This is a genomic window from Microbacterium sp. (assembly GCF_035277845.1).
In the GTDB taxonomy this organism is placed as follows: Bacteria; Actinomycetota; Actinomycetes; order Actinomycetales; family Microbacteriaceae; genus Microbacterium.
Genome location: NZ_DATEJS010000168.1, coordinates 1 through 21603, shown reverse-complemented (window position 1 = coordinate 21603; position 21603 = coordinate 1). Strand labels below are relative to the sequence as shown.

The following is a 21603-nucleotide window of genomic DNA, read 5'->3' as shown; positions in this document are numbered from 1 at the left end:
TGCAGGTCCTCTACTTCGCCACCGGTGCCGCGCAGCTTGCGCTCGTCCTGGTGATGGAGGGCGTCACGAGCGAGTTGCCGCACGCCGCCGTGCGGCATCGGCGGTCGACCTGGCGGGAACGCCGGTGAGGGCCTGGACGTCCGGATCATCCCCGGCCACCACCAGCGGGACCTCCGCGCGGGCCGCGTCGGCGGGTCCCTCGTGATCACGACGTGACACCGCGGACCATGAGGACCGGTGCGTTCGCGTTCAACAGCACCGCGAGGGTCACCCGACCGAGTTGCGACCCGTCCCGCGGTCCCGCGTCGCCCGCACCGCGCCCGAGCACGAGCAGGGATGCCGATCGGGCTGCATCCAGCAGTGCATCGGGCGCCGGCTGCACGGCGACCCTCGTGCGCACGGTGAGCCGCGGCCATTCGCGCCGGATCGCCTCTTCGGCGAGCCGCACCGCCGCCGCACCGTCGGGCGACCGCCGCGGGTCGCGCGCGTGGAGCACCTGCACGGGCTCCCCTCGGCGCGCTGCTTCGCGCGCGGCTGCACGAGCGATGTCCACCGCCGTCTCCGGCTCGTCCACCGCGGCGACGACGCCGGAGCGGAACCGCAGATCGATGTCGGGGATGATCGCGACGGCGGACGGCGCACGACCCGCGATCTGAACGCTCGTGAAGCCGGACACCCGGCCGTGCACATAGCCCGTCTTCCCGGTCCCCAGCACCAGCACGTCACCGGGCGCGGCGAACGCCGCCAGCGCCTCGGGCACGCGCCCGGCGAGCGTGACGACGTCCGCACCGCCTCGGCGGGCATCCGTCCGGTCGTCCGCCTCAGCCGGGGATGTGGTCACGTGGACCGCCACGAAAGGCATGGCGTCCTGGGCGGACCGCTCTCGGGCCCACTCCCGAGCCCGGTCGGCCGTGGCGGTCCCATCGTCCGCCACGAGGTATCGACCCGTCATGCGCCCTCCTCGATCTCCTCCAGTCTGCGCGGCGCATGTCGGCCCAGCAGGGCCGAAGGTCCCGCGTGACCAAAGTCCCGCGGCCGCGTCGCCGGCGCGCGCACGATGGGGTCATGTCCGCCACCCTCACCTTCCTCGGCGCCACCGACACGGTCACCGGATCCCGCTACCTGATCGACTCCGGAAGCACGAGAGTCCTCGTCGACTGCGGCCTCTTCCAGGGCTACAAGCTGCTGCGCGAGCGGAACTGGAATCCGTTCCCCGTCGATCCGGCCGGGATCGACGCGGTGGTGATCACGCACGCGCACCTCGACCACACCGGGTACCTTCCCTCGCTGGTGCGCGACGGCTTCCGCGGTCGCATCCATGCCACACGCGGCACCACGGAGCTGAGCGGCCTGGTGCTGCCCGACTCCGGCCGGCTGCAGGAGGAGCAGGCGACGTTCCACCAGCGCCACCACAGCTCGCGGCACACACCGCCCCGTCCCCTCTACACCGAGCAGGACGCCCTCACCGCGCTGCAACGGTTCACGCCGCACCCGTTCGACGACCCTGTGCAGATCGGCGACGTCACCGTGCGGTTCGTGCCCGCCGGCCACATCCTGGGCGCCGCCCAGCTGCACATCGCCGTCGGTGGTCGCCGGCTGCACTTCACGGGCGATCTCGGCCGCGTCGACGACGCCCTCATGCTGCCGCCGCGGCCGCTCGAGGAGACGGACCTGCTCGTGTGCGAGTCGACGTACGGCGACCGCGACCATCCCCACGAGGATCCTGCAGGCGAACTCGGCGCGATCGTGCGCCGCGTCTGCGGACGCGGCGGGGTCGTGATCCTCCCGGCGTTCGCCGTGGGGCGCGCCGAGACGCTGCTTCTCCACCTCAGCCGGCTCCGCGCCGCGGACGCCATCCCCGACGTGCCCGTCTTCCTGAACAGCCCGATGGCGGTGGACGCGAGCGAGATCTACGCGCGGCATCCCGAAGAGCACCGGCTCCGGCCCGACGAGTTCCGGGCCATGTACCGCCTCGCCACGCTCGTGCACAGCGTCGATGAATCGAAGCTGCTGAACCTGCGTGGCGGACCCGCGGTGATCATCTCTGCGAGCGGGATGCTCGAAGGCGGGCGGGTGCTGCATCACATCGCGGCATACGGCACCGACCCGCACAACGCGATCGTGCTCACCGGCTTCCAGGCCGCCGGTACGCGCGGTGCCGCCCTGCAGAGAGGCGAGCGGAGCCTGCGCATCTTCGGGCAGGACATCCCGATCCGGGCACAGGTGCACAGTCTCGAGATGCTCTCGGCCCATGCGGACGCCGCGCAGATCGTCGACTGGATGAGAACCGCGCCGTGCCCGCCCCAGTCCGTGTACCTCACCCACGGCGAGCCGGGCGCGGCCGAGTCGCTGCGCATCCGCATCCGCCGGGAGCTCGGCTGGACGGCGCGCACCGCCGAGTTCCGGCAATCCGTGCCGCTCTCGGCCGCGGCGGGAAAGCCGGCTCCGGCATCAGCGCGTGCCTGACACCGACCGCGGCGACCGCTCGATGAAGTGCGCGGCGCGGCGCAGCAGCCGCGTACGGCGACTGCGCTGCCGGACCGCGGCGACCGGAGACGCACTCAGCCGGCGGAAGTACCAGAGCTTCGCCCCTTCGACCAGCAGCAGGTAGGCGGCCACCAGCGCCACCAGCGCGAGGAAGAACGGGGCGGGCAGCGGCGCGAAGCCGAGGAGCCCGTTCAGGGGCGAGTACGGCAGCCAGGCACCGACGACCACCACGCCCACGACGGACGCCGCGAGCGCCCATGAGGGTCTGCTTCGCGGGAACGGCACCCGTCGCGTGCGGATCGCGAAGACGATGAGCGTCTGCGTCGCGAGGGACTCGATGAACCATCCTGACCGGAATTCCGGTGCCGCGGCGTGGAACGCGCTCAGCATCAGGCCGAACGTGGCGAAGTCGAAGATCGACGAGATCGGGCCGAACAGCAGCATGAAGCGCCGGATGGCGCCGATGTCCCAGTGCGCCGGGGCACGCAGCTGCTCCGCGTCGACGTGGTCTGTCGGGATCGCCAGCTGGCTGGCGTCGTAGAGCAGGTTGTTCAGCAGGATCTGGCCCGGCAGCATCGGCAGGAAGGGCAGGATGATCGAGGCGACCGAGGCGCTGAACATGTTGCCGAAGTTGCTCGACGTGCCCATCATCACGTACTTGATCGTGTTCGCGAAGATGCGGCGCCCCTCGGTCACGCCGGCCGCGAGCACGTCGAGATCTTTGTCGAGCAGCAGCACGTCTGCGGCGTCCTTCGCGACGTCGACGGCGGAATCGACGGAGATGCCGATGTCGGCCCCGTGCAGGGCCAGCGCGTCGTTCACGCCGTCGCCGAGGAACCCGACCGCCCGGCCCTTGCGCCGCAGCGCGCGCACGATCCGTCCCTTCTGCTCGGGCGAGACGCGGGCGAAGATCGTGGCGTCGACAGCCGCCGCGACGAGTCGGACATCGTCCAGCCGGTCCACCTCCTCGCCGGTGAGCGTGCGCCGCACGGGCATCTCCAGTTCCGCGCAGATGCGCTCGGCGGCGCCGGCGCTGTCGCCCGTCGCGATCTTCACATCGATGCCGAGCTCCGCCAGCCGGCGCAGCGAGTCGCGCGCGCCAGCCTTGACGGCGTCGCTGAACACCAGGAAACCGCGCAGTGCGAGGTCGCGCTCGTCGCGGGCCGTGAGCCGGCCGACGCCCGGCGCTTCGCGGACCGCGACGGCGACCACCCGGTGTCCGCCCCGGTAGAGGTCGTCGAGCAGCGCCCGGGCGGCGTCATCGACGCTGCCGCACAGCGAGAGGACCGACTCGGCGGCCCCCTTCACCACGATGAGCGCCGGCTCGCCGGCGGCCGACACCAGGGCGCTCGACATGCGCCGCTGGTGGTCGAACGGCACGGTGGCGATCCGGTGGAAGGCCGCGGTCCCCGCCGCGGCGGCATCCGGGCTCGCCCACAGCGCGGCATCCAGTGCGTTCAGGCCGACGCCGGTCCCGCCCGACAGGTCGCCCTCGGACGCCAGCAGCCCGAGACGGAACAGGTCGGCAGCATCCCCGCCGAGGGGCACGGCGCGCTCGAACACGATCTGACCGGTGGTGAGCGTCCCGGTCTTGTCGGTGACGAGCAGATCCAGGTCGCCGAGGTCCTCGATGCAGACCATCCGCTTGACGAGCACCCGCCGACGCGCCAGCGCTCGCGACCCCGCGGCGAGGCTGGTGCTGACCACCGCCGGCAGCAGCTGCGGGGTGATGCCCACTGCGATCGCCAGCGAGAACAGCAGCGACTCCACGATCGGCCGGCCGAGTACGACGGCGACCGCGAAGATCCCCGACGTCAGCACCATCGCGACCACGAGCAGGAAGGTGGAGAAGCGGCCGAGGCCGCGCTGGAACTCCGTCTCCGGCTCCTGGGCGGCAAGGCCCACGGCGATCCGGCCGAATTCGGTGCGTGCGGCCGTGGCCACGACGACGCCCGATCCGCTGCCGGCGTGCACGACCGTGCCCATGAAGGCGGCGCATGCGAGGTCCCCGATACCCGTCCCGGCGCGCACCGGCGCAACGGACTTCTCCGCTGCGGCGGCCTCGCCGGTCAGGATGCTCTCGTCGCATTCGAGCGCATCGCACTCGAGCAGCCGGATGTCCGCGGGCACGACCGTTCCGACCGACAGCGCCACGATGTCCCCCGGCACGAGGTCGGTGACGTCGATGCGCTCCCGCCGGCCGTCGCGCACCACGATCGCGGTGTGCCGCAGCCGGTCGTGCATGGCGTCCGCGGCGCGTTCCGCGCGGAACTCGTTCACGAAGCCGAGCCCGACGCTCACGAGCAGGATCACCGCGATGACCACGGCATCCGTGCTGTCGCCGAGGAAGGCCGCCACGACGGCGGTGAGGAACAGCAGGAGCAGGATCGGACTGCGCAGCTGCCGGAGGAGCACGCGCAGCGGCCGCGCGCGGTGCGTGCGGATCGCATTCGGCCCGAACCGGGCGAGGCGCCGACCGGCCTCGGCGGCGGTCATCCCCGCCGGGCCGGAGCCGAGCCGGCCCAGCACCGCGGATGCGTCCTCGGCCGCCGCACGGCATACGTCGCTCACCGCGAGGTCCGAGGCGGGACGGCCGGGCCTCCGCCCGTCGCGTCGTATCCGCTCGGATGCCGCAGGTCCGTGCGCGCTCACCCGCCCTCCGCCCCCACGACGGCGTGCGCATTGCGATCGTGCGCCGTGCGACCCGCGGCCGGCACGACGAGGACGGGGCAGTGCGCATGTTCGACGCAGTACTGCGACGCGGAGCCGAGGATGAGTCCGGCCACTCCGCCGAGCCCGCGACTTCCCACGATCAGCATCTCGGCGCCGTCGGACTCGGAGATCAGCACGTGCGCCGGCCAGCCTTCCCGGGTGACGGCGGTGTACCACGTCGGCCACTCTGTGCCGAACACGGCACGGGTCGCATCCTCGAGGACGGCGCGCGCGTCGGCTTCCGGCGCGATGCTGCCGCCATAGTAGCCGGGCCAGGCCACCGGCTGCTCCCACGCGGTCATCCCGACCAGCCGGCAGCCGAGTTCACGGGCGATCCGGGCGCCGCGGCGCAGCGCCGACAGCGACGTGTCCGACCCGTCCACCCCCACGACGATGCGGCTGCCGCGGCGGATGCCGGCCTCGGCGCCCGCCGGTTCGGACGTGCTCATGACGCATCCTCCTGCGGGGCATCGTCGATCGAGCGGTGCGCGACACGCCGGAACCGGAGCCCGGTGAGCCGGCCGATGTCGATCTGCACATAGCGGTCCTTGGGCGCCGGCATCCACGACACCAGTCCGGCCGCCTCGGCCCGCGCGATCTCGTCCGCGGTGTCCAGCTGCCGGGCCCGCCCGTGCGCGATGACGCTCCATGCGTCGTCGGAATCGTGGCCGTCGATCTCGAAGGCGACATCCGCGTGGATCGTCAGTTCCAGGAGCTTCGTCCCCGGAGACGTGCGGATGAGGATGCTGTCGCCGTCGGACGCGTAGTTGACGGGGAAGATGTCGACCTCCCCGGCCGCCGTCGCGGCGATCCGTCCGAGGCCGCCCTGCCGCAGCAGCGCCCGGCACTCGTCGCGACCCAGCGACTGCACCTCGTTCTCACTCATGATGTGCTCCCTGCTCCGTGTGCTCCGTCATGGCTTCTCGCCGCCACGTCCAGTGGGCGACCTCGGGGATGTCCTCGCCGTGCGCCCGGGTGTACGCCCGCGCACGCACGCGCGCATCCTGCATGTCCTGTCGCAGCCCCGAGCACCGCTCGGAGAGCCCCGGGACGCGATCGATGACGTCGACGACCAGCGCGTACCGGTCGAGATCGTTGAGCATGACCATGTCGAACGGGGTCGTCGTGGTGCCGTTCTCCCGGTAGCCGTGCGCATGGATGTTCTCGTGTCCGTGGCGGCGGTACGTCAGCCGGTGGATCAGCCACGGGTAGCCGTGGTAGGCGAAGACGATCGGCCGGTCGGCCGTGAAGACGGCGTCGAACTCCTCGTCGGGCAGACCGTGCGGGTGCTCGCTCTCGGACTGCAGCCGCATCAGGTCGACGACGTTGACGACGCGGACTTTGAGATCGGGAATCCTGTCGCGCAGGATCTGCGCGGCCGCGAGCACCTCGAGGGTCGGGATGTCCCCCGCGGCGGCGAGCACGACGTCCGGCGCCTGTCCGTCGACCTCCGTTCCGGCCCAATCGAGGATGCCGAGGCCCCGCGTGCAGTGCAGCACCGCCTCGTCCATCGCGAGCCAGTTCGGGGCGGGCTGCTTGCCCGCGACCACGACGTTGACGTAATCGACCGAGCGCAGGCAGTGGTCGTACGTCGACAGGAGCGTGTTCGCATCGAACGGGAGGTAGACGCGCACCACGTCGGCGCTCTTGTTCACGACATGGTCGATGAAGCCCGGATCCTGGTGGCTGAAGCCGTTGTGGTCCTGGCGCCAGACGTGACTGGACAACAGGTAGTTGAGGCTCGAGATGGGGCGCCGCCAGGGGATGTCACGCGCCACCTTCAGCCACTTGGCATGCTGGTTGAACATCGAGTCCACGATGTGGATGAACGCTTCGTAGCAGTCGAACAAGCCGTGGCGGCCGGTCAGCAGGTACCCCTCGAGCCAGCCCTCGCACTGATGTTCGCTGAGCATCTCCATGACACGTCCGGCCCGCGCGAGATGCTCGTCGCCGGGTCTGATCGCCGCATTCCACTGCTTGTCGGTCGCGGCATACACGGCCGGGGCGAGCCGGTTGGACGCCGTCTCGTCCGGGCCGAAGATGCGGAACGTCGTCGGGTTGTCCTCGATCACCGTCGCCAGCCACTCCCCCAGCACGTGCGTCGCCTCAGACGTCGTGGCACCCGGCGCGGGCACGTCGACGGCGAAGTCCCGGAAGTCCCGCAGAGACAGGTCGGTCCGCAGCATCCCGCCGTTCGCGACCGGGTTCGCGCTCATCCGGCGGTCGCCCTCCGGTGCGAGCTCGCGGATCGACTCGGCGGGCCGCCCATCCGGCTCGAAGAGCTCCTGCGGGCGGTACGACCGCATCCACTCCTCGAGGATGCGCAGGTGCTCCGGCGTGTCGCGCGCAGCCGCCAGCGGGACCTGATGCGCCCGGTATGTGCCCTCGACCTGGACGCCGTCGATCTCGTGCGGGCACGTCCACCCCTTGGGGGTGCGCAGGATGATCATCGGCCACTCCGGCGTCGCCAGCTCAGGGTTCTGGGAGACGTATCGCCCGGCGCGTGCGTTCGCCTTGATGCGCGAGATCTCGTCCAGTACGTCATCGAGCATCAGGGCGAACCGCCGGTGCACGTCGAGCGGATCCTCGCCGTCGTAACCGCCCGTGAAGACATAGGGCCGGTAGCCGTATCCGCGAAACAGCGCGATCAGCTTCTCCTCGGGGATGCGGGCGAGCACCGTGGGATTCGCGATCTTGTAGCCGTTCAAGTGGAGGATCGGCAGCACGACGCCGTCGTGCACGGGATCGAGGAACTTGTTGGAGTGCCAGCCGGTCGCAGCGGCGCCCGTCTCGGCTTCGCCGTCCCCGACGACGCACGCGACCAGAAGGTCGGGGTTGTCGAACGCCGCACCGTAGGCGTGGCTGAGCGAATAGCCGAGCTCGCCGCCCTCGTGGATGGATCCCGGCGTCTCCGGGGCCACGTGACTCGGGATGCCGCCGGGGAAGGAGAACTGACGGAACAGGCGCCGCACACCTTCCTCGTCGGGGGCGATGTGCGGATACGCCTCGGTGTAGGTCCCGTCGAGGAACGCATTGGCCACCATGCCCGGTCCGCCGTGGCCGGGACCCGTCACGAAGATCGTGTCGAGGTCGCGCTCGCCGATCACGCGGTTCAGGTGCGCGTAGAGGAAGTTGAGTCCAGGCGTCGTGCCGAAGTGGCCCAGCAGGCGGGGCTTGATGTCCTCGCGCGTCAGCGGCCGCCGCAGCAGCGGATCGTCGAGCAGGTAGATCTGCCCCACGCTGAGGTAGTTCGCGGCCCGCCACCAGGCATCCACCCGGCGCAGCGCACGGTCGTCCGCGCGACCGGCGGCTCGGCGGGGGAACGCGTCGGTGCGCGTGGACGGGGCGGCGGAGGACACGGCGTTCTGCGTTGTGGGCACGGCAGGATCCTCGTTCGCCCGGACGACAGGGCTCGGGTCTTTGGTCCCGTGGTCATGGACCGGCCGCGAAAGCGCCCTTCGCGCTTGTGCGCTCGGTACAGTCCTCTCAGGTCCGGGTCACCCGTCCGCGGTGATCGGATCGGCGAGGTGAGTCAGCGTGATCAGGGTGATGCTCGTCGACGACCACGAGATCGTGCGGCGTGGTCTGGCCGACCTGCTGGAGGCGCAGCACGACATCGAGGTGGTGGCGGAGGCCGCGACCTGCCGCGAGGCGGTGGCGCGGGTGGCCGCTGCCCTGCCCGACGTCGCGGTGCTCGATGTACGGCTGCCCGACGGAAGCGGCATCGACGTCTGCCGGCGGATCCGTCAGGATCATCCCGCCGTGCACTGCCTCATCCTGACCGCGTACGACGACGACGACGCGGCGCTCGCCGCCGTCATCGCGGATGCTTCCGGTTACCTGCTGAAATCGGTGCGCGGCACCGACCTCGGCGCTGCCGTGCGCGCGGTCGCCGGCGGTCGTCGGCTGCTGAATCCGCAGACCTCGCGGCGGGCAGCGGAGCAGCTGCGCGCGGCTCCGGCCGAGGACCCCCGGTTCGGCTCGCTCGGGCTCCGCGAGCGCCAGATCCTCGCCCTGATCGCGGACGGGCTCACGAACCGCCAGATCGGCGAACGCCTGTCCCTGGCCGAGAAGACGGTGAAGAACTACGTGTCGGCACTGCTGAGCAAGCTGGGGATGGAGCATCGCACCCAGGCAGCCGTCTTCGAGATCGAGCGGACTCGAGACACCTCCGGCTGAGGGGATCCGGCATCCTCCACGGCGCGGCCGCGGGGCGTAGGTTCTTGACCATGACGGGATTCCTCACATGGCTGGCGGGTTCCGGCGTGGTGCAGGGCGTGATCATCGGGGGCACTCTGGCGTTCCTCACGACGCTCCTGGCGCTGGATGCCGTCGCGCGAAGGCATTCACGGACGGCCGACGGCTGGCGGTCGTTCCCCGAGGCCGGCCGGCCCGGCACCGGCGTGGTCGTGCGCGCCGCCCTGCAGAAGGCCCTCCCGGTCGTGAACGTCCTCGAGGAGGCCGCGTACTGGACCGCGCAGGCGGATGCCGCCCGCAACCGGCTGACCGGCGCGCACGCATATCGCATGCACTTCCCGGCGGGCGGCCTTCCGCCCACCGGAGCCTTCTGGTCGCTCACGGCGACCGACGTCGTGGGGTACATGGTGCCGGGCGCCGAGGGCCGCTCCAGCGTGGACGGCCACTCCGGGCTCGTGACGAACCCGGACGGGTCGGTCGACATCCTGCTGCAAGCTCAGGCGCCGGACGGCCCACGGCAGAACTGGCTCCCCACCCCGCGCGGCAGATTCACGCTCATGCTCCGGGCGTATCTCCCCGGCCCCGCCATCACCGACGGAAGCTACTCGCCCCCGCCCGTCATCCAGGTCGCCTGACATGAACCGTCTCATCCTGAAGTACGGCTATCCGATCACCGCCGTCATCCTGCTGGTCTTCGTGTGGGTGATCGCGCAGCGGCTCACCCGCGGCGTCGAGGCGGTCGTCCCCCTCGCGGTGGCGGCCGCGATCGTCTGGATCGCAGGCGTCATCGTGCTCATCGGCTTCTGGCCGCGGATCACGGTCGGCGGATTCAAGCGCGCCATCCTGCGGCGCGGGCTCGGCGACGGGCCCGTCGGCGTCAACATGCTCTCCGCGGCGCCGGAGCGCCCCTCCCGCTCTGCCTCGGCCGGTGGCCTCCTGGCCACGGGCGCCGATGACCTGGTGTACCTCGCCGGATGGGTCGACGTGACGAAGGGCCCGCAGGTGCTGCACGTGCCCGACATGAACGGCCGCTACTACAGCATCCAGTTCACCGACCCGGTCACCGGCGCCGATGTCGCGTACGTCGGCAAGCGGACGACCGGAACGGGCGCGGGCGCCTTCCTCGTCTGCGATCACCGCCGCACCGACGCGCCGGCCCGCGGGACGACACCGATCACCCTTCCGCACGGGCGGGCACTGATCATCGGGCGCGTCTTCTGCACCGGAGAGGATGACCGGTCCGTCGCCTACGGGCTCGCCCGTCAGATCCGGCTCGCACCGCCGGAGGGCGTCGACCGCCGCGGGACCTAAGACCCCGGCACGGGTCGCGGATCGGAGGACAGTGGTGGTCGTCCAGCGTCGCACGGAAGGAACGACCATGCCCACCGCACCCGCAGACCACGATCTCGAGGTCCAATCCCTGGTCCGGGACGAGCTCGGATGGACGCCCGACGTGGATGCCGCCGACATCGGCGTGTCCGTCGTCGATGGAGCGGTCACCCTGTCGGGCACCGTCTCCACCTACCCGCAGAAGGTCGCCGCGAAGAAGGCGGCGCTGCGGGTGCGGGGCGTTCGCACGCTCGTCGACGAGCTGACGGTGGACCCGGGCGGCGCGTCCGCGCACGTCGGCGAGACCCAGCTCGCGCGGGCGGTGGACCGCGCCCTCACGCACGCGGACAACATCCCCGAGACGGTGACGGCCGCGGTGCACGAACACAACGTGATGCTCATGGGCGAGGTCACGTGGGACTTCGAACGTCAGGCGGCCGTGCACGCCATCGAGAGCCTGCGTGGAGTCCAATCGATCAGCAACGGGATCACGCTGCGACCGCGCCCGCCCGCCGCCGATGCCGAACAGCGGATCCGGGAGGCCCTCGCCCGCTACGACGGCGTCGGCCCCGACACCGTCGACGTGGTGGTCGACGGCACGCGGGCGACGCTCACCGGGACGGTGAAGTCCTGGGCGCAGCGCCGGATGGCGAGCACCATCACGTGGTCGTCGCCGCACATCACGGAGGTCGACAATCGCATCGCGGTGACGGCGTGAGCACGGTCCGCCGAAGCCACGGGACCTAAGACCCGTCCCGGGACGCCGATCGTCGCGACAGTGGCTCTCGTGCACGGGTGCACGGTCGAAAGGAACGCAGATGACGATCGCGACAGACGCGGACCTCGAAGTGCTGGCGGAGGTCCGGGCGGAACTCGAATGGACGCCCGATGTCGACGCCGCGGCGATCGGGGTCGCGGTCGACGACGGCACGATCACCCTCTCCGGCGAGGTCGGCTCGTACGCGGAGCGGCTCGCCGCCAAGAAGGCGGCGCTGCGCGTGCGCGGAGTGCGGGCGATCGTCGACGACCTCGCGGTCGAGACCAGGGGTGCGACCTGGTCGCCGGGCGAGGTCGATACGGCGCAGCAGGTCGACCGCGCGCTGCGCAGCGCGACCACCGTGCCGCAGAGCGTGCAGGCCGAAGTCCACGGACATGACGTCACGCTGACGGGCGAGGTCGACTGGGAGTGCCAGCGGCAGGCCGCCCGGCGCGCCGTCCAATTCCTGCGCGGCGTCTCGACGATCAACGACCGGATGACCCTCAAGGAGCGCGCGTCGGCGTCCGACACGCGGCAGCGGATCGCCGATGCGCTCACCCGCAACGCCCAGATCGACGCGGACACCATCCAGGTCGCCGTGGACGGGACCAGGGTGACCCTCACGGGCCGGGTGCGCTCGTGGGCGGAGCGCCTGCAGGCGGCCGACGCCGCCTGGTCCTCGCCGCACGTCACCGACGTCGACAATCGCATCTACATCGTCTGACGCAGGAAGGAACTGACATGAGCGACAAGACGGCGGACCGGGACCTCGACGTCCAACTGCGGGTCCGCGACGCACTGGAATGGTGCCCCGAGGTCGCAGTCGCCGGCATCGGCGTCTCCGTGGTCGACGGGGCCGTGACGCTGTCCGGCGAGGTGCCGACGTACGCCGAAGCGGTAGCAGCGACCGAGGTGGCTCTGCGGGTGCGCGGCGTGCGGACGCTCGTCGACGATCTCACGGTCGCGGCGAAGGACGCCTCGTGGCCGGTCAGCGAGGCCGAGATCGCACACGAGGTCGACCATGCCCTGAGATCGACGACCATCGTCCCCGAGACAGTCAAAGCCGCCGTGCGCAAGCACCACGTGACGCTCACCGGCGAGGTCGATTGGGAGTACGAGCGCGCAGCCGCGCGCCAGGCGATCCAGTACCTGCGAGGCGTCCACTCCATCAGCAACGCGATCACGCTGAAGCCGCGACCCGCGGCACCCGACACCGGAGAACGCGTCGCCGCCGCGCTCGCACGCGATGCCGGCATCGACCCGGCGAACGTCCACGTCGTGGTCGACGGCACCCGGGTCACGCTCACGGGCACAGTGGGTTCGTGGGCGGATCGTCGCCGCGCGGGCAGCGCCGCCTGGTCGTCCCCGCACGTCACCGACGTCGACAACCGCATCCTCGTCGACGCGTGAGGATGATCCAGTCACGTGCCGCCGACCGGCGGGCGATCAGGCCGCAGCCGATCGAAGGGGCGAGGAGGACGCAGGCGGCGCGGCTCCTGTGGACGCGGCTGGTGATCGTGGTCACGGCGCTCGTGCTCGCCGCCGCCCTGACGCTCGACGCCGCCGGACAGCACAGCTTCTCCCGCTGGGCGACGCTCGTCTGGGTCGCGGCCGTCGTGGTCTGGACCGTGGCGCGAATGGTCCGCGACGTGATCCGCGGGCACGTCGGCCTCGACATCCTCGCGGTGATGGCGATGGTCGCGACCCTCGCGGTCGGCGAGGACATCGCAGCGCTCATCATCGTGCTGATGCTCTCCGGCGGGGAAGCCCTCGAGGAGTTCGCCGCGCACCGCGCGAAGCGGGACCTGCGTGCTCTGCTCGATCGCTCCCCGCGGACCGCACATGTCGTGCTGCACCCCGGCGACATGCACTCGGAGGCGGTCGTCGACGTCCCCGTCGAGGACGTCGTCATCGGGGACGTCCTGCTGGTGCGGCCATCCGAGGTCGTGCCCGTCGACGGCGCGCTGCTGACCGGCGACGCCTCGTTCGACGAATCCTCGCTGACCGGGGAGAGCCTGCCCGTGGAACGCACGGCCGGCGACGAGGTGCTGTCCGGGTCCGTCAACGGCGAGCGGGCGGTGCGGATCCGCGCTGTGCGCCGCAGCACCGACAGCCAGTTCCAGCAGATCGTCGCCCTCGTGCACGCCGCCGAGCAGTCCCGGGCACCCGTCGTGCGGTTGGCGGACCGCTTCGCGATCCCGTTCACCCTGGTATCGGTCGTGCTCGCCGGGATCGCTTGGATGCTCTCCGGGGATCCCGTGCGTCTGGCCGAGGTCCTCGTGCTCGCCACGCCGTGCCCGCTGCTGATCGCAGCACCCGTCGCCTTCCTCGGCGGACTGTCCCGGGCGGCGAAGGACGGCGTGATCATGAAGGGCGGGGCGGTCATCGAACAACTCGCCCGCGTGCGGGTCGCGGCGTTCGACAAGACCGGGACCCTGACCCGCGGCGCGCCCGTGCTCATCGAGATCCGCCCGGAGCGCGGCTTCCAGGCCGACGAGGTGCTGCGGCTCGCAGCATCCGCGGAACAGTACTCCTCGCACACGCTCGCCGCCGGGATCCGGCAGGCGGCGATGGATCGCGGCCTGATCCTCGGCCGCTCCGAGGATGCCGGGGAGATCGCCACCAACGGCGTCACCGCGACGGTCGAGGGCCGTGCGGTCGCGGTCGGCAAGCCCGCGTACGTCGCCATGCTCGCGCCGGAACTGCGCCGCGTCGAGCTCGCGCCGGGGCAGGCCGCCGCCTACGTCGCCGTCGACAAGAGATTCGCCGGCGCCCTCGTCCTCGCCGACGCCCCGCGACCCGAGTCCGCAGCGGTGGTGTCATGGCTGCGGGACCACGGGGTGGAGCGCATCGTCATGCTCACCGGCGATGCACGTCCGACGGCCGAGTCGATCGGCGCCGTCGTCGGCATCAGCGAGGTCCAGCCGGAGCTCCTGCCCGGCGAGAAGGTCCATCTCGCCGCCGCGCTGCGTCCCCGTCCGCTCATGATGGTGGGTGACGGCGTCAACGACGCGCCCGTGCTCGCAGCATCCGACATCGGAATCGCGATGGGAGCCCGCGGCGCGACCGCCGCGGGAGACGCCGCCGACGTCGTCATCCTCGTCGACTCGCTCCGCCCGCTCGTCGACGCGATCGCCATCGGACGCCGCACCGTCCGGATCGCGCTCACGGCCATCTGGATCGGCATCACGCTCAGCATCGGACTGATGCTCGTCGCGATGACGGGTCTCATCCCCGCCGTGGCAGGCGCGCTCATCCAGGAACTCGTCGATCTGGCGACGATCCTGTACGCGCTCCGCGCGCTCACCTCCGGGCGTGCGAATCCGATCCCGGGATTCGGCTCGGCCGTCAGCGGCGCCGGGCGCGGGAACGCACTCGGGCGCGCGGCAGCGGCGGACCGGTGACGGCCGGCCCGACCTCCGCACTGAGCTCTCCGATCCCCTCGACCACGAGCCGCACGACGTCCCCCTCGGTCAGCGGCGGCGGCGTCAACGCGCCGTTGCGGCCCCACAACTCGCCGAGGCATCCGCCGTTGCCGACGGTCCCCGATCCGAGCACATCGCCGGGCACCACGCGGGAGTTGCGGGACGCGTACGCCACGAGCTCCGGCAGCGGCCAGCCCATGTTCGACACGAGGTCCTCGCCGATCAGCCCGTCGTTGATGTAGGCCTCGGCCCGCACGGCGAGGAACCCGTCGGCATCCAGATACGGCTCTAACTCATCGGCGGTGACGATCCACGGCCCGAGGCTCATCCCGAAGTCCTTGCCCTTGGCGGGCCCGAGACGCACCTTCATCTCGCGGCCCTGCAGGTCGCGCGCCGACCAGTCGTTCATGACCGTGTAGCCGAACACGACGGATGCAGCCTCGTCAGCGGTCAGGTTCGACTCCCCCACACCCGGCGCCGCACCGACGACCACTGCGACCTCGAGTTCGAAGTCGAGGCGCTCGGTGACCGGCGGGGCGACCGGCTCGCCGGGTCCGAGGATCGTGTGCGGATTGGTGAAGTAGAACGTCGGGGCCTCGTACCACTCCGCGGCCACGTCGCTCTTGCCCTCGACTCCGGCGCTGACCCCCTCCACGTGCTCCTCGAACGCGACGAAGTCGCGGATCGCCGCGGGCACCAGCGGTGCGAGCAGCCGCACGTCGGCGAGCGGGACACCGTGGTCGGTCACCCGATCGGACAGCCACTTCGCGGTGTGAAGTCCCAGAGCGAGCACCTGCGCGACCGTCAGGCCTCCGGGGAAGGGCACCACCCGGTCGTCGATGACGAATCCTTCGCCGACGGTCCCGGCGTCGTCCCAGCGTGCGATCCTCATGACTCCGCCCCCAGCTCGGCGAAGGTCTCCGCGACCCAGTCGGCGGTCCACTGGGAGACGTAGGGCATGTTGTCGAGGCCGATGTGCTCGGCGCCGCCCTCCTCCTGGGTGAAGATCCGCAGTTCCCGCTTGGGCGAATTGACCGCGGCCTGGTACTCCTTGTGGGCGTACTCGACGGGGATCTGCCGGTCGCCGATGCCGTGTGTGACCAGGAACGGCACGGTGATGTTCTCCACGATGCCCTCGAGGCGCATGTCCTTCGTCTTCGCGAGGAAGTCGGCGGCATCCGCGGCCCCGAACACCCAGTGCACGTGGTCCCAGTAGTGCGGCACCGGGTTCTCGCCCTCACGGCGGCGGCGGGCCTCCTGCACGGCGGCCCAGTCGTAGTTCGCGCCCCATGCCACGGCGAGGGCGATGCGCTTCTCGAAGGCGGTCGCGCGCGGCACGTAGTAGCCGCCGAGCGACCAGCCGACGAGCCCCACCTTGCCCGGGTCGACGTCCAGTCCGACGGCATTCTGCTCGACCCAGTCGAGGATGGATGCCGCCCACACCTCGGTGTCGTAGCGGGCACGCAGGTCGCGCATGCGCAGCGCCTCCCCGGATCCGGGCGTGTCGACCATGAGCGTCGAGATCCCGTACTCCGCCAGCTGCTGCGGGAAGCCGGAGGTGTACATCATCTCCTTGGTGGAGTCCAGGCCGTTCCACATCACGACGAGCGGGTGCGGCCCCGCCCCCGGCGCACGGAAGAAGTAGCCCGGCAGCGCGGATCCCTCGGGAGCGTCGTCGCCCTGGTACGGGACGTCGACGACGGTCAGCGGCACGTCGCCGAGCTCGACGTGCGCCAGCAGCAGGTCGATCGACTTGCGGTAGGCGGCCTTGCGTCCCTCCCACTTCGGCGACTGCAAGCGCTCGGCCTGCGAGGTGTAGAGCGCCGCCCGGTAGTACTTCTCGGCGGCGCCACGCCGCCAGCCGCGGTCCTCATCCTCCTTCGCGGAGGCGAGGATGCGGTCGGCGACCGCCTGCCACGAGCCGTACAGCAACTCGGTGCCGACGTCGTCGCCGTGCTCGGACGCCTCCAGCACCGGCCGGGATGCCTTGTCGACGTCATCGATGAGTCCGCCGTTGTTGAGCGTGGCGACGACCGACATGCTCCAGACGTAGTTGGTGGGGAAGTACATGTACATGGGGACTCCTTCGGGGTGGATGCGTTTCGTCTCGCTGCGCTCGCTCAACGAGCGGGAAGGCGGATGCGTTTCGTCTCGCTGCGCTCGCTTAACGAGCGGGAAGGCGGATGCGTTTCGTCTCGCTGCGCTCGCTCAACGAGCGGGAAGGCGGATGCGTTTCGTCTCGCTGCGCTCGCTCACCCGGCGGACGGGGCCCGCGGGCGGACGGCGTCGGACAGGACGGTGGACACGCCGGACAGGACCTGCCCGCCGTCGACGCCGACCTCGGCGCCGGTGACGAAGGATGCGGCATCCGACAGCAGGAACACGACGACGTCCGCGACCTCGACCGGCTCGCCCGCCCGGTGCAGGGGCGCGATCGCGAGGTTCGCGTCGCGGAACTCCGGCGGTGCAGTGGCCGTCATCTCGGTGCGGATGTAGCCGGGGTGCACGATGTTGACGCGGATGCCGCGCGGCCCGAGCTCGGTCACGCACGCGTGGGTGAGACCGCGCAGCGCCCACTTGCTGGTGGTGTACGCGGCGGTGTAGTGGCCGGTGAGTCCGGCCGCCGAGCCGATGTTGACGATCGACGACCCCGCTGCCATGAGCGGCAGCAGCGCCTGGATGCCCAGCATGGCCCCCGTCACGTTGACGGCGAGCACACGATCCCAGTCGTCCCGCTCGACGGCGCCGATGCGCACGCGGTGGGTGACCCCGGCATTGTTGACGAGGCCCTTCACTCGCCGTCCGTCAAGGGCACGCGCGAGAGAGCGCCAGTCGTCCTCGTCGGTGACATCGAGACGGCGGTACGCGATCGTCCCGGGCAGACCGGCTGCGGCATCCCTCAACTCCGGTGCGTCATCGCCGACGTCCACGGCGATCACCTCGGCGCCGTGCCCGGCGAGCCGCAGCGCCTCCAGGGCGCCCTGGCCGCCGGCGGCGCCGGTGACGACGAACAGCTCCCGGGCGATGCCGGGAAGCCCGATCCCGCTCATGCCGCTCCCCCGGCATCCTGCTCCCGGGGTCCGTGCCGCATGAGCCCGCCGCGGACGTCGGCAGGGAGCACCTCGAGCACGTCGGGGCCGAACTCACCGCCGACGAGCACGAACGCGACCCGGGCGACGGCATCCGTGCGGTTCGCCCAGGCGTGATCGGTGCCGCGCTGCACGACGATGTCGCCGGCGCGGGCGACCACCTCGCTGTCGTCCAGGATCAGGGTGATCTCACCCTCGAGCACGATGCCGTAGTCCACGGACTCGGTGCGATGCACCGGCGACTGCCGGCCGTGCTCGTCGAGATGCCCGGGCAGGAACTCGTTGACGCGGATGCGGGTGCCGTGCGCGGGCGGGGGCACGGTGAGGGCGCCGGCAGTCGGGTCCTCCGCCCCGGCGCCGATGACGGCGGGCGACTGCGCGGTGACCCACACCTCGTGGAAGGCGACGCCGTCGTCCGGGAGCTCGCGGCTCACCGGCACCGGCCCGTCGCCGACCACCACCGAGACCCCGGCCGCATCGTGCCCGGTGACGATCCGGCGCGGGACCCGGAACCCGTGGGCGCGCCCGGACACGGGGGCTGCGGTCACGGGGCCGCCACCAGCGCGGCGAGGGCCTGTCCCATCACCCGGCCGGGGTCGGCGTCGGGCGTGCCGGGGTGGGTCTCCCACTCCGCCAGCTGCAGTGAGGCGTCCACCACGCCCTTGATGCGGGGCAGGCGACGGGCGTAGAACGCGGCGAGCTGCTGCTCGAGATCACCCTCCGGCGTGATCAGCTCGGCGAGCACGACGGCATCCTCGATGCACATGGCGGCGCCCTGGGCGATCAGCGGCGGCACGGCGTGCACGGCCTCGCCGAGCAGCAGCACGCGGCCGCGGTGCCACGGGGCGTCGACGAAGATCCACTCGATCTGCTGGAAGTTCAGGAACGTCGACTCGTCGATGGAGTCGCGCAGGTAGTCGAACTCGCCGTGGAAGTCGGCCATCAGGCGCGTGACCTCCTGCCAGTCCGGCAGCCCGTTGTCCGGCCGCTCCGGGCGGCACAGCACGAAGATGTAGCACTGGTCCTCGCTGACGGGCGTGTACCCCACCTTGAGGGCGCCGTCGCCGGTGAAGGGGAACGCCATGCCGCCCTTCATCCCGGGCGTGCGGGAGGTGACCGCGCGCCAGATGCCGAGACCCGACGGGGCGCGGTCCTCGGTGATGCCGAGCTTCGGGCGGGTCTGCGACTTGATGCCCTCGGCGACGATGATGAGGTCCCACGTCTCGGTGGTCCCGTCGGAGAGCACCGACGTGGCGGTGTCGTCGTCGTTGTTCTCGAACGAGGTCATCTCGAGTCCGAGGCGGATCTCGACGCCGAGCGATTCGGCTTTCGCCACGAGGATCTCGTGCAGGTCCGGGCGCAGCGCGCCGATCGTCGGCGGCAGGTCGTCGCCGCCGGTGCGCGGCGTGTGCATGGGGGCCATCACCCGGCCGTCCGCGAAGAAGAGGGTGATGCCGTCGTCCTCGGGGTAGCTCTTGGCCAGCACCTCGTCGATGACGCCGAGGTCCTTGAAGGCGCGCAGGGCGTTGCCCTGGATCGTGAGCCCGTGTCCGACGCGCGCCCACGCGGGCGCCTTGTCCACGAGCGTGACCCGCACGTCCCGCTGCGCGAGCGCGATGGCGGCGGTCAGCCCGGTGAATCCGCCGCCGACGACGAGCACGTTGCGAACAGACATCTTCGTCTCCGATCTCGATGCGCCGGATGAGGCGCGTCTCCAGGATCGACGTTAGATGCAGACAGCGCGCTTCCGTATGCGCGCGGCTCGATGCCTGTCATCGGGCTTCGGCAGAGCGGGCATCCGTCCAGCGGGCCACGACCTGCCGCAACCAGGCATGTGCGCCGTCGTGCGTGTGCGCAGGATGCCACCACAGCCGCTGGATGAGCTCGGTGACCGGGAACGGCGTCGGCACGGCGACCGTGCCGGTGACCTCCGCGTTGCGCTCCACCAGCCGGCGCGGCACCACGCCGACGAGGTCGGTCCCGCCCACGATGAGCGGGATCGACAGCAGCGTCGAGGTCGTGACGCGCACGTGCGGGAAGATGCGCAGCTCGTGCATGCGCCTCTCGGCGGGTGTCATGTGCGCGCGGCCGAAGTCGGTGCGGATGAACGGGCTCGCGGTGAAGTCCGCGAGCGAGATCCCGCCGCCGGCCACCACGGGGTTGGCGCGGTCGGCGATGACGACGTACTCGTCGCGGAACACCTCGACGCTGTCCACCTCGATCCCGATGCCGGGAGCCGCCACCACGAAGTCGTGCGCGAGCAGGTCGTGCTCGGCATCGGTCGGCTCGGTCGGCAGCCGCAGGAAGTCGAAGCGCACGCCGGGCGCCTCGGCCTGCGCCAGATCGAACAGCGGGCCCATCTCGAGGACGCCGAAGTCGGTGATCTGGAAGGTGAAGGTGCGCGTGCTGGTGCCCGGGTCGAACGACTCCTGCCCGAGGGCCTGCGCCACCAGCGGCAGGGTCAGCTGCACCTGGGGAAGGATCTGCCGGGCCAGCGGCGTCAGCTCGAAATCGCGGCCGACGCGCACCAGCAGCTCGTCGTGGAACACCGTGCGCAGCCGGGCCAGCGCCGTCGACATCGTGGACTGCCCGAGACCGATCCGCGCGCCGGCACGTGTGACGTTGGCCTCCTCGAGCAGCGCGCGCAGCGCGACCATGAGGTTCAGATCCGTCTCGCCAGCCACCACAGATGCATGGTATCCGGCGGCCGCATGGCCCCGGCAGACGGCCCGCGCCTACTCTCGGGGAGTCGCCACGCGCAGCCGACCGTCATCCCGGCCGCACCGCGGGGCGCCCCGATGAAAGAAGGCCGATGATGACCGACCGCCTCGTCTCGCACCTGCGATACGCCGCCCTCGCCGTGCCGGAGTACGCCGTGGAGCGCGACTTCTTCGTGACGCACTGGGGGCTGACCGAGGTGCACGCCGAAGCCGGTCTGAGCCACCTCGCCGCCGAGGGGTCCGCGGAGCCGTTCATCCTGCGCCTGCGCGAGGGAGAGAAGCGCATCGACCTCGCCGGCTTCGCCGTGCGCAGCCGCGCCGACATCCACGCGCTCGCCGACAAGCTGCACGCCGAGGACGTGCAGTTCGTGCACGAGCCGCAGGAGCTCACCGGCTACAGCGGCGGCTACGGGTTCCGGGTCTTCGACGGCGACGGGCGGGTGCTGGAGTTCTCGACCGGATACCAGACGCGCACGCCCCGCAAGATCCGCGAGCGCGAGCCGGTGCCCGCCAAGCTCTCGCACATGGTGTTCAACTCCCCCGACCTGAACCGCACCGCGCAGTGGTACGTCGACCACCTCGACTTCACGATCTCCGACTCGCTCGTACGCCCGGACGGCACCGAGATGATGCACTTCATGCGCTGCAACGCCACGCACCACTCCATCGCGATCGCGATGGGACCGCACCACTCGCTGCACCACCTCTCGTTCGAGATGCGCGGCATCGAGGAGTGGATGCGCGGGGCGGGCAAGATCCTGCGCGCCGGCGCCCGCATGATCTGGGGTCCCGGTCGGCACAACGCCGGAGACAACACGTTCGCCTACTTCCTCGATCGTGTTGCCGGCGGGATCGAGGAAGTAGGCGAACGTGTTGAAAAGAGTGTA

20 protein-coding genes are annotated in these 21603 nt (G+C 71.1%); 9 read left to right on the top strand and 11 right to left on the bottom strand.

Annotated features, from left to right (window positions below; translation table 11 throughout):
- Positions 1 to 205: 205 nt before the first annotated feature.
- The gene (locus VJR25_RS07175; RefSeq protein ID WP_324114020.1) at positions 206 to 841 is read right to left on the bottom strand and encodes a universal stress protein; all 636 of its coding nucleotides are present in this window, start codon (positions 839 to 841) and stop codon (positions 206 to 208) included.
- Between the two features lie 224 nt (positions 842 to 1065).
- Here VJR25_RS07175 and VJR25_RS07170 point away from each other — a divergent pair, with 224 nt between their 5' ends.
- A complete protein-coding gene (locus VJR25_RS07170) occupies positions 1066 to 2466 on the top strand; it encodes an MBL fold metallo-hydrolase (RefSeq protein WP_324114018.1) in 1401 nt (466 codons plus the stop codon).
- Here the strand turns inward: VJR25_RS07170 and mgtA are convergent.
- The 4 genes from mgtA to VJR25_RS07150 all read right to left on the bottom strand — a co-directional run bounded on the left by mgtA (position 2452) and on the right by VJR25_RS07150 (position 8579).
- Positions 2452 to 5058, bottom strand: a complete 2607-nt coding sequence (gene mgtA, locus VJR25_RS07165) for a magnesium-translocating P-type ATPase (RefSeq protein WP_324114016.1) — start codon at positions 5056 to 5058, stop codon at positions 2452 to 2454. The genes VJR25_RS07170 and mgtA overlap by 15 nt on opposite strands.
- Positions 5059 to 5135: 77 nt before the next feature.
- The gene (locus tag VJR25_RS07160) at positions 5136 to 5648 is read right to left on the bottom strand and encodes a universal stress protein (protein WP_324114013.1); all 513 of its coding nucleotides are present in this window, start codon (positions 5646 to 5648) and stop codon (positions 5136 to 5138) included.
- Positions 5645 to 6085, bottom strand: coding sequence for a pyridoxamine 5'-phosphate oxidase family protein (locus VJR25_RS07155; protein WP_324114011.1), 441 nt, complete (start codon positions 6083 to 6085; stop codon positions 5645 to 5647). The genes VJR25_RS07160 and VJR25_RS07155 overlap by 4 nt, the downstream gene beginning before the upstream one ends.
- Positions 6078 to 8579, bottom strand: coding sequence for a phosphoketolase family protein (locus tag VJR25_RS07150; protein WP_324114009.1), 2502 nt, complete (start codon positions 8577 to 8579; stop codon positions 6078 to 6080). The genes VJR25_RS07155 and VJR25_RS07150 overlap by 8 nt, the downstream gene beginning before the upstream one ends.
- 157 nt (positions 8580 to 8736) lie before the next feature.
- On the opposite strand from VJR25_RS07150, the gene VJR25_RS07145 reads away from it, so the two are divergent.
- From VJR25_RS07145 to VJR25_RS07115, 7 genes are all read left to right on the top strand, one after another.
- Positions 8737 to 9378, top strand: coding sequence for a response regulator transcription factor (locus VJR25_RS07145; protein ID WP_324114007.1), 642 nt, complete (start codon positions 8737 to 8739; stop codon positions 9376 to 9378).
- Between the two features lie 50 nt (positions 9379 to 9428).
- Positions 9429 to 10031, top strand: a complete 603-nt coding sequence (locus VJR25_RS07140; protein ID WP_324114005.1) for a DUF1214 domain-containing protein — start codon at positions 9429 to 9431, stop codon at positions 10029 to 10031.
- Position 10032: 1 nt separating this feature from the next.
- Positions 10033 to 10707 carry a DUF1254 domain-containing protein gene (locus VJR25_RS07135; RefSeq protein ID WP_324114003.1) on the top strand — a complete coding sequence of 225 codons (675 nt, stop codon included), beginning with the start codon at positions 10033 to 10035 and terminating at the stop codon, positions 10705 to 10707.
- A gap of 67 nt (positions 10708 to 10774) precedes the next feature.
- Entirely contained in the window at positions 10775 to 11443 is a 669-nt protein-coding gene (locus VJR25_RS07130; RefSeq protein WP_324114001.1) for a BON domain-containing protein, read from the top strand.
- Between the two features lie 100 nt (positions 11444 to 11543).
- Positions 11544 to 12206 (top strand): BON domain-containing protein, encoded by a 663-nt coding sequence (locus tag VJR25_RS07125; RefSeq protein ID WP_324113999.1) that lies wholly within the window; start codon positions 11544 to 11546, stop codon positions 12204 to 12206.
- Positions 12207 to 12223: 17 nt separating this feature from the next.
- Complete coding sequence (locus VJR25_RS07120) at positions 12224 to 12892, top strand: BON domain-containing protein (protein ID WP_324113997.1); 669 nt, start codon at positions 12224 to 12226, stop codon at positions 12890 to 12892.
- Positions 12893 to 12894: 2 nt separating this feature from the next.
- A complete protein-coding gene (locus VJR25_RS07115; RefSeq protein WP_324113994.1) occupies positions 12895 to 14886 on the top strand; it encodes a heavy metal translocating P-type ATPase in 1992 nt (663 codons plus the stop codon).
- On the opposite strand, the gene VJR25_RS07110 is transcribed toward VJR25_RS07115, so the two are convergent.
- The 6 genes from VJR25_RS07110 to VJR25_RS07085 all read right to left on the bottom strand — a co-directional run bounded on the left by VJR25_RS07110 (position 14831) and on the right by VJR25_RS07085 (position 20683).
- Complete coding sequence (locus VJR25_RS07110) at positions 14831 to 15799, bottom strand: fumarylacetoacetate hydrolase family protein (RefSeq protein ID WP_324113992.1); 969 nt, start codon at positions 15797 to 15799, stop codon at positions 14831 to 14833. The genes VJR25_RS07115 and VJR25_RS07110 overlap by 56 nt on opposite strands.
- Entirely contained in the window at positions 15796 to 16983 is a 1188-nt protein-coding gene (locus VJR25_RS07105; protein ID WP_324113990.1) for an alpha/beta fold hydrolase, read from the bottom strand. Before VJR25_RS07105 ends, VJR25_RS07110 begins: the two co-directional genes overlap by 4 nt.
- Positions 16984 to 17159: 176 nt before the next feature.
- Positions 17160 to 17957: an SDR family oxidoreductase gene (locus tag VJR25_RS07100; protein WP_324113988.1), complete on the bottom strand. Its 798-nt coding sequence runs from the start codon at positions 17955 to 17957 to the stop codon at positions 17160 to 17162.
- On the bottom strand, positions 17954 to 18544 hold the full coding sequence (locus VJR25_RS07095; protein WP_324113986.1) for a cupin domain-containing protein: 591 nt from the start codon (positions 18542 to 18544) through the stop codon (positions 17954 to 17956). Before VJR25_RS07095 ends, VJR25_RS07100 begins: the two co-directional genes overlap by 4 nt.
- Positions 18541 to 19671: an FAD-dependent oxidoreductase gene (locus VJR25_RS07090; protein WP_324113984.1), complete on the bottom strand. Its 1131-nt coding sequence runs from the start codon at positions 19669 to 19671 to the stop codon at positions 18541 to 18543. Before VJR25_RS07090 ends, VJR25_RS07095 begins: the two co-directional genes overlap by 4 nt.
- Before the next feature lie 97 nt (positions 19672 to 19768).
- Positions 19769 to 20683, bottom strand: coding sequence for a LysR family transcriptional regulator (locus VJR25_RS07085; protein WP_324113983.1), 915 nt, complete (start codon positions 20681 to 20683; stop codon positions 19769 to 19771).
- Between the two features lie 125 nt (positions 20684 to 20808).
- Between VJR25_RS07085 and VJR25_RS07080 the strand changes: the two genes are divergently transcribed.
- A partial coding sequence (locus tag VJR25_RS07080) for a VOC family protein (RefSeq protein ID WP_324113981.1) occupies positions 20809 to 21603 on the top strand: 795 nt, incomplete at its 3' end.

Coding starts and splice junctions, on each gene's coding strand:
- VJR25_RS07170 (WP_324114018.1), top strand. CDS start 1,066: ATGTCCGCCACCCTCACCTTCCTCGGCGCCACCGACACGGTCACCGGA.
- VJR25_RS07160 (WP_324114013.1), bottom strand. CDS start 5,648: ATGAGCACGTCCGAACCGGCGGGCGCCGAGGCCGGCATCCGCCGCGGC.
- VJR25_RS07155 (WP_324114011.1), bottom strand. CDS start 6,085: ATGAGTGAGAACGAGGTGCAGTCGCTGGGTCGCGACGAGTGCCGGGCG.
- VJR25_RS07140 (WP_324114005.1), top strand. CDS start 9,429: ATGACGGGATTCCTCACATGGCTGGCGGGTTCCGGCGTGGTGCAGGGC.
- VJR25_RS07135 (WP_324114003.1), top strand. CDS start 10,033: ATGAACCGTCTCATCCTGAAGTACGGCTATCCGATCACCGCCGTCATC.
- VJR25_RS07130 (WP_324114001.1), top strand. CDS start 10,775: ATGCCCACCGCACCCGCAGACCACGATCTCGAGGTCCAATCCCTGGTC.
- VJR25_RS07125 (WP_324113999.1), top strand. CDS start 11,544: ATGACGATCGCGACAGACGCGGACCTCGAAGTGCTGGCGGAGGTCCGG.
- VJR25_RS07120 (WP_324113997.1), top strand. CDS start 12,224: ATGAGCGACAAGACGGCGGACCGGGACCTCGACGTCCAACTGCGGGTC.
- VJR25_RS07115 (WP_324113994.1), top strand. CDS start 12,895: ATGATCCAGTCACGTGCCGCCGACCGGCGGGCGATCAGGCCGCAGCCG.
- VJR25_RS07110 (WP_324113992.1), bottom strand. CDS start 15,799: ATGAGGATCGCACGCTGGGACGACGCCGGGACCGTCGGCGAAGGATTC.
- VJR25_RS07105 (WP_324113990.1), bottom strand. CDS start 16,983: ATGTACATGTACTTCCCCACCAACTACGTCTGGAGCATGTCGGTCGTC.
- VJR25_RS07100 (WP_324113988.1), bottom strand. CDS start 17,957: ATGAGCGGGATCGGGCTTCCCGGCATCGCCCGGGAGCTGTTCGTCGTC.
- VJR25_RS07090 (WP_324113984.1), bottom strand. CDS start 19,671: ATGTCTGTTCGCAACGTGCTCGTCGTCGGCGGCGGATTCACCGGGCTG.